This window comes from Actinomycetota bacterium (assembly GCA_041658565.1).
GTDB lineage: Bacteria > Actinomycetota > AC-67 > AC-67 > AC-67 > JBAZZY01.
Genome location: JBAZZY010000014.1, coordinates 13,409 through 26,477, shown reverse-complemented (window position 1 = coordinate 26,477; position 13,069 = coordinate 13,409). Strand labels below are relative to the sequence as shown.

At 66.9% G+C, this 13,069-nt stretch carries 11 protein-coding genes; 10 read left to right on the top strand and 1 reads right to left on the bottom strand.

Annotated features, from left to right (window positions below):
* The first annotated feature begins 14 nt into the window (after positions 1 to 14).
* The gene (locus WDA27_08715; protein ID MFA5891015.1) at positions 15 to 953 is read left to right on the top strand and encodes a UDP-glucuronic acid decarboxylase family protein; all 939 of its coding nucleotides are present in this window, start codon (positions 15 to 17) and stop codon (positions 951 to 953) included.
* Between the two features lie 65 nt (positions 954 to 1,018).
* Here the strand turns inward: WDA27_08715 and WDA27_08710 are convergent, their stop codons facing one another.
* On the bottom strand, positions 1,019 to 1,372 hold the full coding sequence (locus tag WDA27_08710; GenBank protein MFA5891014.1) for a hypothetical protein: 354 nt from the start codon (positions 1,370 to 1,372) through the stop codon (positions 1,019 to 1,021).
* A 482-nt stretch (positions 1,373 to 1,854) separates the two neighbouring features.
* On the opposite strand from WDA27_08710, the gene WDA27_08705 reads away from it, so the two are divergent.
* From WDA27_08705 to WDA27_08665, 9 genes are all read left to right on the top strand, one after another.
* Positions 1,855 to 2,160 carry a MerR family DNA-binding transcriptional regulator gene (locus WDA27_08705; protein ID MFA5891013.1) on the top strand — a complete coding sequence of 102 codons (306 nt, stop codon included), beginning with the start codon at positions 1,855 to 1,857 and terminating at the stop codon, positions 2,158 to 2,160.
* A 172-nt stretch (positions 2,161 to 2,332) separates the two neighbouring features.
* Complete coding sequence (locus WDA27_08700; GenBank protein ID MFA5891012.1) at positions 2,333 to 2,695, top strand: sigma factor-like helix-turn-helix DNA-binding protein; 363 nt, start codon at positions 2,333 to 2,335, stop codon at positions 2,693 to 2,695.
* A 161-nt stretch (positions 2,696 to 2,856) separates the two neighbouring features.
* A complete protein-coding gene (locus WDA27_08695) occupies positions 2,857 to 4,821 on the top strand; it encodes a hypothetical protein (GenBank protein ID MFA5891011.1) in 1,965 nt (654 codons plus the stop codon).
* Complete coding sequence (locus WDA27_08690; protein ID MFA5891010.1) at positions 4,821 to 5,930, top strand: glycosyltransferase family 4 protein; 1,110 nt, start codon at positions 4,821 to 4,823, stop codon at positions 5,928 to 5,930. The genes WDA27_08695 and WDA27_08690 overlap by 1 nt, the downstream gene beginning before the upstream one ends.
* A complete protein-coding gene (locus WDA27_08685; GenBank protein ID MFA5891009.1) occupies positions 5,930 to 7,393 on the top strand; it encodes a hypothetical protein in 1,464 nt (487 codons plus the stop codon). The genes WDA27_08690 and WDA27_08685 overlap by 1 nt, the downstream gene beginning before the upstream one ends.
* The gene (locus WDA27_08680) at positions 7,390 to 8,535 is read left to right on the top strand and encodes a glycosyltransferase family 4 protein (GenBank protein MFA5891008.1); all 1,146 of its coding nucleotides are present in this window, start codon (positions 7,390 to 7,392) and stop codon (positions 8,533 to 8,535) included. Before WDA27_08685 ends, WDA27_08680 begins: the two co-directional genes overlap by 4 nt.
* Positions 8,532 to 9,668 carry a glycosyltransferase gene (locus WDA27_08675; protein MFA5891007.1) on the top strand — a complete coding sequence of 379 codons (1,137 nt, stop codon included), beginning with the start codon at positions 8,532 to 8,534 and terminating at the stop codon, positions 9,666 to 9,668. The genes WDA27_08680 and WDA27_08675 overlap by 4 nt, the downstream gene beginning before the upstream one ends.
* Positions 9,668 to 10,786, top strand: coding sequence for a glycosyltransferase family 4 protein (locus WDA27_08670; protein MFA5891006.1), 1,119 nt, complete (start codon positions 9,668 to 9,670; stop codon positions 10,784 to 10,786). The genes WDA27_08675 and WDA27_08670 overlap by 1 nt, the downstream gene beginning before the upstream one ends.
* A 41-nt stretch (positions 10,787 to 10,827) precedes the next feature.
* A complete protein-coding gene (locus WDA27_08665; protein MFA5891005.1) occupies positions 10,828 to 13,068 on the top strand; it encodes a sugar transferase in 2,241 nt (746 codons plus the stop codon).
* The last annotated feature ends 1 nt before the right edge of the window (position 13,069 follow it).

The following is a 13,069-nucleotide window of genomic DNA, read 5'->3' as shown; positions in this document are numbered from 1 at the left end:
TATGCTCGCCCGATATGCGAATTGTCGTGACGGGCGGAGCCGGGTTTGTCGGCTCCCATTTGTGCGAACGTCTGTTGGGGGACGGCCATCAGGTCGTCTGCGTCGACAACCTGATCACCGGTCGCCGAGAGCACGTTGAGATGCTCTCGGCCCTCGGCGAGTTCACGTTCATCGAACACAACATCTCGGAGCCGCTGTATCTGGACGGCGAGGTCGATGGGGTCATGCACTTCGCGTCGCCGGCATCTCCGGTGGACTTTGCGCGATACCCGATCCAGATCCTGAAGGTCGGAGCCCTGGGGTCGTGGCATACCCTCGGACTCGCGAAGGCGAAAGGCGCGCGCTTCATGATCGCGTCCACGTCGGAGGTTTACGGCGATCCTGAGGTCAACCCGCAGCCGGAAACCTACTGGGGGCACGTGAACCCCGTCGGTCCGCGCGGCGTGTACGACGAAGCCAAGCGGTACGCCGAGGCGATGACGATGGCGTATCACCGTATCCACGGACTCGACACGCGTATCGTGCGGATCTTCAACACCTACGGCCCGAGGATGCGCCCCAACGATGGGCGCGCGATCCCGCAGTTCGTGTCCCAGGCGCTGCGCGGAGAACCGTTGACCGTTCACGGAGACGGTTCTCAGACGCGGTCGTTCACTTACGTCGATGATCTGGTCGAGGGAATCCTGCGGCTGTTCTTTGCTTCAGGGGTTCACGAGCCGGTCAACATTGGGAACCCCAGTGAGATGACCGTGCTGGAGATGGCTCGTCTCATCGTCCGGCTCGCCGGATCGACGAGTGAGGTCGTATTCACGGAGCGCCCGGTCGACGATCCGACGGTGCGACGTCCCAACATTGCGCGCGCGCGCGCATTGCTCGGCTGGGAGCCGAAGATTGAAGTGAGCGAAGGTTTGCCGCGAACCATCCGGTGGTTCCGCGAGCGCCTCGGCGGCTGAGGCGGCTGATTCCGCAAGAAACAGGCCCTCCGCGTCCGGAAGGCCTGTTTCTGTTGGGGGGTTAGCTATGCGGCGTCATACACATGTTGTGCCCGGGCGGCCGTTGCGGTCGCCGTGACCGGAATCGAGGGGCGTGGAACCGAAGTGCGAACCGAGTACGCCGGTCGCGGGATTCCGCAGTGACGTCCGCGCATCATCCAGTAGATCCCCGCGGCGAGGAGCCCTGCGCCGAGTGCGATTCCGCCACCGCCGGCCGGAAGGCCGAGTTGGAGTGCCAGCGCCGTGTTTGCTACGACCGCGCCACCTGCCGCCAGCGCGGCGTCCGCTACCCGGTCCAGCACCGCCGCGGCGACGCGGCGCCTTTGGCGTTCCCTCCACGCCTGGGCGGCGAACTGCGCGCTGTGTGTCATCTCCCTCACTCCCTCGAGTGTCTGCACGTTCAGCTACAGAAACGACATCCCGTGCGAATGCTGCATGGCCCGAACGGGTGATTCACCCTGGGAAGCGAAGCGGTGGTGTGTGGCAAACAATGACTAGTCACTTGTCAAGGACCTGCGGGTTCGTAGATGCCGACAGGTTCGAATCTTCTAGTCATGCGGCTTCCGGAATGCCCGCTTTTGCTTGGAAAAGTGAAGAAAAAAGTACGCGCCGGACCCTTGACGTGGGACGATCGAAGCGGTGAACTAGTACAAGGCAACTAGTGTGAGAAAACGGTAACGCAGACGCCCGGGAATCCCCCGGGCGTTTTTGGTTCCAAGAGCTGCCGGGGGACGCGAAAGCGTCCCCTGCGTTTTCCCCCCGGAAGGGCCGGGGGGCTGCGGGTGACCATCCGGCGCCCGCTCACCACCGCTCGCCGTTCGCGACGGTGAATGCCCGCACAGGGCAGGAAGGAAGTTCAGTCATGGGAAAGACCCCGTACACCAGCGGAACGCGCGAGCGGCTCATAGAGAGGCTCCGTCGTCAGGCCGTCGCAATGCAGAACGGGTACCGGCGCGAGGACGCGTTGCTTACGACCGGTGAAGTCGCAATGCTGTTCCGCGTTTCGCATCGAGCCGTTCGCTGCTGGGCCGACGCCGGCAAGCTCCCGTACATCCGCACACTCGGCGGGCACCGTCGGTTCATGGCGAGTGCGGTGTGGGAAGCGTTGCGCGAAGTCGTTCCCGACGTGGAGCAGGCGCAGCGCCCGGGCATCGCGCACGTCGTCTAGATCGGTTCGGTTTCCTTCGTCCGGTACGCCGGACTTTTTTTGTGCCCGTTTCGCTCACTCGTCTGATGAATCGGCCTGATTCGACCGCATAAAAAGAACCGCGTGACCTGCAACATCGCACGCGAGGCGGTCGTTTTCTCGGGCAGGTTCGAAACGAGAAAGCGAGCGGACGATGTTCGAGACAGTGGGTCAGGTCGTAAAGGCTCTCAAGGCCTATCGGGACTACTACCACCCGAGGTCGTGTTCGGTAATGCTTGCCTCGCGCAAGACGACCGACATCGACGCCGACCCGTTCCGCCGGGGATTCCTCGACAGTGTGGATCTTCGTTCGGAACTGCTGAGCCGCCTTTCCTCGCTCGACGAGCGGGAGCGCGCGGTGGTGACCCTCTGGTACGTGATGGATCTGCCGGTGAGTGAGATCTGCGAGGAACTCTCGTTGTCTCGCTCGAACTGCTACCGGATTCGCGATCGGGCGCTCGACTCTATGCTCGACGAGATTTCGGTTCCGGCAGAGTTGCAGCCAGCTTTCGCCTAGGAACTTGAGAAAACGGCCGGCGCCGCGTGCCTCCCTCCCTCCCTCCCTCTAGGTCTGCACGCCGGCTTGCTGCCCCCGAGTAATCCTCGGGGGCAGCGCGTTTCTCAAGACACCATGACGAAGGCATTCCGGAAGCACTCCCATCCTCGTTGGAGTAGACGGTGGAACCCAAGGATTTCGCACGCGTCGTCCTGAGGCGCAAGAAGACTGTGATCACGGCGATCGTTATCGTCATGGTCACGGCGTTCTTCGGGTCGATGCGTTCCACACCTCAATACGTGGCTGCATGCGAGGTGTTGTTCCAAGCCGTCAACTCCGACCCCACCAATCCGAACTCCAAGCCTGTGGAGACGGTCGGTGACTTGAACTCCAACGTTCACTTCCTCGCCGGTCCGGAAATCGCCGCGGCCGCCGCGAAGAAGCTTGGAATTCCGGCGCAAGCCGTGCAGGGGAAGATCAACGCCACGATCCAGCCGAACACTCAGTTCTTCAGCATCAAGGTGGCTACGACGCCGCCCGCGCCGGGCGAGAAGTCCTACGATCCGGCCGTGCGCGCGGGGGCGATCTGCAACGCCGTCGGCGAGGCGTACATCGACTTCAAGAAGGAAGCCGCCAGGCACTTCTATGCTCAACTTCTCGAGCAAAACAATGCCGCTCAGGTTGATACGCGCAAGGAGTACATCTCCGTGCAGGCGCGGCTCGACGCCGCTCGTGAGGGAACCGACCAGGGCCGCATCATCGAGATGCAGATTCGTCGTGACCAGCTCGCTTCAACGATCGGGGATCTGCAGCGCACGGCGACCGGCTTGCAGAACGCGCTGGTCTCCGGAATCGAAGACGGCGGCAAGCTGACGAGCCCCTCTGCCGGAGGGGTGCGCGTCGGATCCGACCAGCGGCGCACGCTGCTGCTCGGACTTATTGTCGGTCTGATGTTCGGGATCGGAATCGCGCTCGTGCGCGAGTACCTTGACGACACGATGCGGGACAAGGAGTCCACTCAGCGCGAGCTGGGGTTGCCGGTTCTTGCCGCACTGCCGGCCCAACAGGACTACGACGGGTTCGGTGAGTCCAGTGGCGCCACGGTTGAAGCGGCGCGCACGCTTCGCGCAACGCTTGCGTCGATGGGCGTCCCGCAAGACAAGAGCGTGCTCCTTATCACCTCTACGATGGCCAAGCGTCGGTCGTCCACGCTGGTGTCGCTCGCGGGCGCATTCGCCGAGTCCGGCCGGTCGGTTCTGGTCATCGGCAGCGACCTTCGCGGCGCGCGCACTCACGAGGCCTTCGGTATCGCCAACTCCGTCGGTCTCGCAAACGTTGTTCGCGGCCAGGTTCCGCTTGAGCGAGCCGTGCGCCCCGCGCCTGGGATGGACGGGGTTTTCGTGCTGCCCTGTGGCCCGATGATCGGAAACCCCGGTGAGTTGCTGTCCAGCGAGGAGATGGCGTTCACGCTGCGGCGCGCGCGCCGCTGGGCCGATGTCGTTCTGCTTGACTCCCCGCCGGTGCTCGCCGCTGCGGATGCATCGATCCTTGGTGCCTACGCCGACGGCGTGCTGCTGGTCGTCTCGGCCGGTCAGACCAATCGGGCGCACGCCAACGAAGCCAAAGAGCAGTTGGCCGCAGCCGGCGCGCGCGTGTTGGGTGCCGTGCTGGTGGGGTCCGAGGACATGATCGGGCGCGCGCCCGGCGACGGCTACGGCGAGGATCTCCCTTCGATGATGCCGTACGGGACCTGGGGCGGCGCCTACGATGCCGGAGCCCATGAGAACTGGTACACCGAGGAGGTTCTGACGGCCACCGCGTACACCTCGCCCCGCACGCGCTCCGCTTCGAGCCGACCGGCGAAGAAGGTTTCAGCCGCGCGCCCGGGGACGGCTCCCGCTCGACCGCGCGCTCAGGCGGCGACGAAGCGTGCGCCCAAGCCCACCAGCCGCGTTGGTGCGGGGTCGAAGGCCAAGCCGGCTGCACGAGTTGCGGGTACGAAGGCCAAGGCATCGACGTCGACTCGGTCTACACGTTCCGGAACGGCGACAAACGGATCCGGCAGTGCTCGCGCGCGCGCCGGGGGGTCGCGCGCGCGCGCCGCCGGACCGGCAGGCTCGAAGGCGGGGACCCGCAGGTCTCGCTGATGCGAATCACGGTTCTGACCGAGGAGTTCCCGCCCGACGTCGGGGGCATCGGCGACCATGCCGATTGCATGGCCGCCGAACTCGCTTCTCGCGGCGCCGAGATCAGCATCGTGTGCCCCAAGGGATCCGATGCCCGGCCCACGTTCTCGGTTCACGGGGTCGTGGAGCGCTGGGATTCCAAGGGGTTTCCCGCGATCGCCGCAGCCGTCGGCGCGACGAATCCCGACGTCATCGTCTGGGAGTACAACCCGTTCTCTATCGGCAGCCACGGCCTCGCGCCGCGCGCCGGACGTCTGGCGCGCGCCCTTGCCTCCCACGCCCCCCTGGTTCTAATCCTTCACGAGTTGTGGTTTCCGTGGGGACGCGACGGCGCGCGTGGATTTGCGTGGGCGCTAGGGCAGCGGCTTCAAGCCATCGGCGTGCTTCGCGCCGCCTCCCGCTGGATCGTGACCACCGAGAAGCGCGAGGCTGAACTTGCGCGCTTTGGACACGTGAAGCTACGTCGGGTTTCGGCCGGGCCCACGATCGAGCCTGACGACGCATCCGGCGATCCCCGCCGACGCTGGGGAATTCCCCGCGACGCCTTCGTCATCGCACACCTTGGCAGCGCCGGTCCCGGCCGCGATCTGGCTCCTGTGTACGACGCGATCGCGCGTCTGGGGGTGCGCGGCATCGACGCGCGGCTGCTGCTCGCCGGCAACGCCGGCCCCCTCGACATTCCCTCTGAAGTGGCGGCGCGCGTTGTGGTGACCGGCACGGTCGCGCGCGCGGACCTGTCCGCGGCGCTGCGGGCCGCCGACGTCTATTTCCATGCCGACCCCGCGGGTCCCGCAGCCGGCAGGCATTCGTCACTGCTTTCCGCGCTGGCCCACGGCATCCCGGTCGTGGCCTACCGCGGTCCCGACGCGGCGCCGCAACTTGCCGACGGCGTCAGCGTCCGGCTGATCGAGCGTGGCGGTGAGCGGCTTACCGGCACGCTGATGGAATTGGCGGCCGGTCCGGCCGCGCGCCGCCGAATCGGTGAGGCCGGTCGTGAGGTCGGCGACCGGTTCTTCTCGTGGAGGCGTATCGGAGACGACCTCCTGAGCGTTTTCCAAGAGAGACTGTGATGATCGGCACCGAAACGCTTTCGACGCGCCGGAATGCGGCGTTGGTCTGGAGTGCCCTGCTTGCGGTAGGGGCGGTGTTCCTCGGGCGCCAGATTGTCGTCGGTGGACCGATGCTTCGCGTCACCGTGGCTATCGTCGTGATGGTCGTTTTGGCGATCCCCGCCCTGGAGCGCCCGCGCTCGGCCGTGCTCGGCCTTTTCATCTTGCTCCCGCTGATGGGCACGTTGCGTCACATGTTCGTCTCGGCGACCGGCGCTGCCGCGTTGGACCCGCTGCTGCTGGTGACTTCGTCGGTGGCGGTTACCGTCTTTGTGTCGCTGATGCTCAAGCGCGAGATGGACTTCACCGGTACGACGCTCGCTAAGATCGTCTTCCTGCTGCTCGTGGTCGGATTGATTCAGGTCTTCAATCCCGGGCAGGGCAACCTGCTGGTCGGGTTGACCGGGGTCATGATCAACCTGATTCCAATCAGTTTCTTCTTCGTCGCACGGTCGATCGCGGACCTCGAGTTCACGCACAAGGTCGTGCGCATCGTGCTGGTGATGGGCACCTTGGCGGCGGCCTACGGTCTCGTCCAGGTGTTCGTCGGATTCCGCGGATTCGAGAAGACTTGGCTCGGCTCCCAAGGCTATACGGCCGCAACCGTTGGTTCTACGACGCGCCCCTTCTCCTTCTTCAACAACTCGGCCGAGTACGCCGCTTACGCGCACTACGCTTTCGTGGTTGCGTTGGCGATGTTGATGTTTGCTCCCAAGGCCCGGCGGCTGTTGTTGGCGGCCGTCGTCGGTGTTATTGCCTACGCCGGGTTCCTGACCGGATCCCGCGGGTTCACCGTGAAGATTGCCCTGGCAGTCGTGGTCCTGATCGCGGCGCGCGTTCGCAACCGGGTGTTGGCTACCGGCGTCGCCATGATCCTGGTCACGCTCGCCGTCGGGTGGTCGGCGACGACCTCGAGTGATTCCACTATTCAGGAGAAAGAGTCGGGTGCCGCCCAGCTGATCGAGCAGCAGTTGCGGGCGCTGCGTGATCCCTTCGACCGCTCGAAGTCCACGCTGCCGATCCACTTCGAGTCCGGGACGGCGGGGATCTCCTACGCGATCTCGCACCAGCCGATCGGCCTTGGGACCGGCTCGGCCACGCGAGGCGCCGCGAAGTTCGGAGGCCGGTCCGCCGGGACCGAGCTGGACATCGGCGACGCGTTCCTTTCCCTTGGGATTCCCGGCGGGATCTTGTACGTCCTGGCCATCGTGGTCGCGGTTGTGCAGGCGTCGCGCGTTCGACGTGCGTTGCCCGGTCCGGTGTGGATTGCCATCTGGGCGATGGCGGTGACGTCGATCGGGGCATGGCTGATCGGGGGTCAGTACGCCATCACCCCGCTCATCTGGTTTCTTATCGGTGCATCCGACGGCGCATACAAACGTTTGCGCGATCGCGGCTTGATGGACGGTACGCTGCCGGCGTGACCCGTGACGGCACCGACCAGATCCGAGCCCTGCTGCTGACGATGGACTTCCCGCCCACCCGCGGCGGGATCCAAACGATGGCCCGAGAGATCCTGGCGCGCGCGCGCCGGACCGAGTTCCGCGTCGTAGCGCCGGCCGATCCCGGATTTGCCGCCGTCGATGCCGGGTTGGGCACTGCGGTGCGCCGCGTGCACGCGGTTATGCCGGGGCGGCGCGGATTCGTTCCGACCATTGCCTTGACCGCGCGCCGCGAGATTCGCGAATGGAAGCCCGACGTCGTCCTGGCTCTGCACACCATGGCGGCGCCCGGAGCAATGCTGGGCCGGCGCGCGCCGGTCGTCGTCGCTTGCCACGGAGGCGAACTGCGCGCGCCCCGCATCCGCCGCGTCGCCCGAGTCGTGCTGCCGCGCGCGGATCGCGTCGTGGCCAATTCCCGTTTCACGCGCTCAGAAGCCGTCGCGCTCGGGGCCGACCCATTGCGCGTCGTCGTGTTGCCGGTTGGAGCGCCCGAGGCGGTGTCGGTCGATCCTCGGACGGTCGAGGAGTTCCGCGCGCGCCTGGGGGGCAGACGCATCATCCTGTCGGTGGCTCGCCTTGCCGAGCACAAGGGCCACGACAGGCTCATCCGTGCGGTCGGGGAGTTGCCCGACGACGTTCGGCTTGTCATCGTCGGCGAGGGTCCGGCGCGCGCGGGACTCGAGTCGGTTGCGGCGGCCGCCGGCGTCGCGTCGCGCGTGGTTTTCGCCGGTGAAGTCTCCGACGACGATCTGGCTGTGCACTTCGCGTCGGCCGATGCGTTCGCGCTGCTTTCGCGGTCGGTGCGCGGGCGCGCGGCCGGAGTCGAAGGCGGCGGGATCGCTCTGCTGGAAGCGTGCGCTTACGGACTGCCGGTCGTCGCCGGAGCGACCGGGGGAGTCCCCGAGACCATTCGCGACGGCGAGACGGGACTGCTGGTCGATCCCGACGACAACGCGGCGGTCGTGCGAGTCCTTCGTCGCGTCCTGGAGGACGGCGCGCTGTCTTCTCGATTGGGCTCCCAAGCGCGCGCCATGGCCGCCGGCGAGCGGTCGTGGGCCGCGTTCGTCGATCGGATGGAGGACATCCTGGAAACGACGGCACGCCGCGCAGAGGCGCCGCGGTGAAGGTCGCGATCGTGCACGACTACCTCGTCAACCGCGGCGGGGCCGAGAAGGTCACGCTCGCGATGCACCGGATGTGGCCCGATGCACCGGTCTTCACGTCGCTGTACTACCCCGAGGCCACTTTCCCTGAGTTTGCCGACATCGACGTACGCACGTCGCGCCTGCAGCGGCTCAGGGGGGATCCGGCCGAGTTCCGCCGCCTGCTGCCGCTGTTCGGCCGCGCGATGCGGAGTCTGCGCATCGAGGGGTTCGACGTCGTCGTGTGCTCGAGCGCCGGGTTCGCTCATCACGTTCGGCCGCGCGCGGGATGCCGCATCGTCTACTGCCACACGCCACCACGCTTCTTGTGGGACGAGCGATACGACCACCGCGCTGTGGCTCCCGGGTGGAGCCGCCCCGCCTTGCCGCTCGCTCTTGCCGCGCTGCGTCGTTCCGATCGCGCCGCCGCGGCGCGCGCGCACGTGTACGTTGCCAACTCGCGGGCAACGGCCGGCCGGATCCAAGCGATTTACGGTCGCCGTTCGGTCCTGGTGCATCCGCCGGTTGAAGTGAACCGCTTTGCGATCGCACCGCGTACCGGCGACTACTACTTGATGGTCGGCAGGCTGATGCCGCACCGCAACATGCATCTGGCCGTCGAGGCGTTCACGACGATGGGACGATCCCTGGTTGTCGTCGGAGATGGACCTGCGCGGGTTTCGCTCGAGTCGATTGCGGGTCCGACGGTACGGTTCATGGGTGCCCTGGACGATGCTGCCCTGGTTCGGCTGTACGCGGAGTGTCGGGGGGTTGTTGTTCCGGGCGAGGAGGACTTCGGGATCGTGCCCCTTGAAGCCAACGCCGCCGGACGGCCGGTCGTCGCGTTTTCCAAGGGCGGTGCGCTCGAGACGGTGACCGACGGCGTGAACGGCGTTTTGTTTGCCGAGGAGTCGGCCGGAGCGATTACGCGCGCCGTTGCGCGCGCGGACGCCCGGCGGTTCGACCCCGTAGCGTTGCGTTCGCACGCCGAGCAGTTCTCCGAGGATGTGTTCGCCCACAACTTGCGCGGGATTGTGGAAGGTGCCGGGACTTGCCTTCGGTGCGCGCGCCGTCGCCGTCACCGCGCCACTGCGGCGACGGACGGGAATCATTGATGCGCATCGCGTTCGTGGTTCCGAGCCTGGGAATGCAGGAAGGTCAAGGGCGCGCAAACGCCGAGTTGCTGCGTCGCGTCGCCGCTGCCGGCCATCGGGTCGATGTATTTGCCGGAAACGCTCCTGCGGGGCTCGGGATGCTCGACGGCGTGCGAGTGCACCGCATTCCGCGCTTGCCGGCGTGGCAGTTCGCCAACCAACTTGTGAGCCTGGGGGCAAGCGGCGCGATGCTCGGGCGCGCGCGCTACGACGTCGTCCACGCCGACGCCGGCACCACGCTGCGCCGTGCCGACGTGATCATGTGCCACACGATCAGCGCTCGCTGGCTCGATCTTCCGCCGCAAGCTTGGCGCGAGCCGGGCGCGCGCGGGCGTAACGAAGAGATTGCGACGCGGTTCAAGGCCCGCCTCGAGATCCGTCAGGCGCGCGCGGCGCGCGCCGTGATCGCGAACTCTGAGGCAACGGCGCGCGACCTGGCCGCGCGCGGAGTCGACGCCGCGCGCATCACCGTCGTGCGTTTCGGAGTGGATTCCGAGCGGTTTCGACCGCCGTCCCAGGCTGAGCGCACCGCCGCGCGAGCGGCGCTTGCTTTGTCGCAGCAGGAATTCGTTGTGGCGCTCGTAGGCCCGCACGGCCCGCGCAAGGGCTTGCCGCTGGCGCTTGAGGCGCTTGCCGCGGCGCCGCCGGGGGAGCGCTTGGTCGTTGCCGGCGATTTGCGCGGCGGGCGATGGACTGCGCTCGCGCGAGAGCGCCGGCTCCCGGTGGTGATGCCCGGCAAGATCGAGGACGTTCGTGCGGCGTACTGGGCGGCGGATCTGTTGATCGCCCCGAGCCGTTACGACGCCTTTGGCATGGCGGTACTGGAGGCGATGGCGTGTGGCCTTCCGGTGGTCGTTGCGGCAGCGGCCGGTGCGTCGGAGATTGTCGGGAATGCCGGGGTTGTTCTTGGCGAGCACTCGGTCGACGCGCTGCGCCGCGCGATCGATGAGATTCGCCTCGATCCTGCCGCCGCGTATGCGATGGGCCGGCGCGCGCGAGAGATCGCTATCGGGATGAACTGGGACACAGCGGGAGCAACCCTCCTCGACGTATACGCGCTTCTCGGTTCGCGCCCCTGAAGTGGCGCAACTTCCCAGCCGAGACTCGTTTAACAATGCAGATGAAACAGCAGCACGTTCAACCCGTTCGGGTCCTGTTCCTGGATCACGTCCCCCGCATGTCGGGGGCCGAGCAGTCGTTGGCCGACCTCGTCGCCGGTCTCAGCGAGGGTCCGGTGGAACCCGTCGTCGTGCTGCCGTCCGATGGACCGCTGGCCGCGGCGCTGCGCGCGCGCGGCGTGCTGGTGCGCATGGTCCCGATGTCGCAACGATTGCTCGAGACCTCACGTGCCACCCTCACGCGCCATCCACTCGTCGCGGTGGCTCGACTGTTCGCTTTTGTGACCGCGGCGTTTCGGGTCTGGCGGATCATCCGCGAGGTTCGCCCGCGGATCGTTCACACCAACACGCTGAAGTCCCACCTCATCGCCCTGCTTCCGGCCAAGGCGGCTCGCGTGCCGATCGTTTGGCACCTGCGAGACATCCTGCCTAAGGGCTGGCTGCAGTACGCCTTCCTCGCGTGCGCGAACCTGGCCGACGCGATCATCGTGCCGTCGCGCGCCGTTGCCGAGCCGTTCCGCGGTCGACGTCGGTTGCTGCGCCGCGTGCGATTGATCCCAAACGGGATTCGAGTTCGCGACTTCCAGGATGCCGCCGCCGACCGTTCGCTGCGGGAGATGATGGGAGTGGCGGCATCGGATCCGGTCGTCGGCATCGTCGGGCGCATTGCTCCGTGGAAGGGCCAAGACGTCTTCTTGCGCGCCGCGGCGATGGTCGCCCAGCGGCACCCGCGTGCCCACTTCGCAATCGCGGGGGCGGCTTTGTTCCCCGAGAAGGACGAGCCCTTCGAGCAGCATCTGTTCCGGCTCGCGGCCGAGCTTGGGATCGAGGACCGTGTGACGTTCCTCGGTTGGCAGCCCGCACCGGAGGCGATGTCGGCCATTGACGTGTTCGTCCACGCTTCAGCGGAACCCGAACCGTTCGGACGCGCGATTGTCGAGGCCATGGCCGCCGGCAAGCCTGTGATCGCCGCGGCCGGCGGGGCGGTCCAGGAGATTGTTCCGCCTGCCGCAGGCTTCATCGTGACGCCGTCGCGTCCCGACTTGCTTGCTGATGCGATGGACCGGTTGCTCTCGGACCGAAAGCTCCGCCGCAGGATGGGCGAAGCCGGCGCCGCGGTGGCCGAGAACTTCTTCCCCGTCGAGCGCACCGTGCAGTCCGTCGCGCAGGTCTACCGCGCGCTCGTCCAGCGCACGGCGCGGCGCGCCATGCGCCGTCGCGCTCCGGCCGCGCCGCGTCCCCAGAAACATCACGCGCAGCCTCGGCCGTCGGTTGCCGCGCGCGCGGCCGTGCGGCTCGATGGACCTCCGCGTTCTTACGTGCCGGAGCGGTATCCCGACGGGCACGAGCCGGGTCGTGGTTCGCAGCCTCGCGCGCCGCAGTATCCACCGGCGCCCCCGGTGCCGTCGTACGACCCTGCGCGCCGTTCTTTGGCCGCGGATCGCGCGCGCCCGGCTGCTCGCGCGACGCTGCTGGATTCTCCCGCGCCTTCCTCGCGCGCCGTAGCAGTCGCGCGCGGTGCGACCGCCACCTTGTCGCTGCCCGCGCTCGACGAGTTCGTCCCGGCACCGGCTCCGACCCCGAGGCCGCGCGTCGTCCCCGCGGACGTCTCGCGTCGGCACCCGATGTACGATGCCGTCAAGCGGGCGATCGACCTGACGCTCGCGCTCGCGATCGCAGTTGTGGGGTCCCCACTGTGGGCTTTTGCTGCCGTCATGATCAAGCTGGAATCGCGCGGTCCTGTGCTGTTTCGCGGGACGGTGTACGGTCGGAACTGCCGTCCGTTCACGTACTACAAGTTCCGCTCGATGCGCATCGACAGCGACGATCGCGCGCACCGCAAGTTCATCGAGCGCTATGTGCGCGAGAACGGCGGGCACGAAGTGGACGGCGAAGTTGTCTACAAGCTGCTGGGCGACGACCGCGTGACCGGAGTGGGGGCATGGCTGCGGAAGTTCTCCATCGACGAGATCCCGCAAATCATCAACGTGATTCGCGGCGAAATGAGTTTCGTCGGACCGCGGCCTCCGCTGGACTACGAGTTCGACTTGTACGACAACTATGCCAAGTCGCGCATGGCGGTCTTGCCCGGGATCACCGGGCTGCAGCAGGTTTGGTCGCGCGACATGTGCTCGTTCGAGAAGAAGCTCGACATGGACATGGCCTACATCGAGCGGCGCTCGATCTGGGTAGACGTCAAACTAATCGCGCACACGATCCTTGCGATCCCGCGGGGGCACTGAG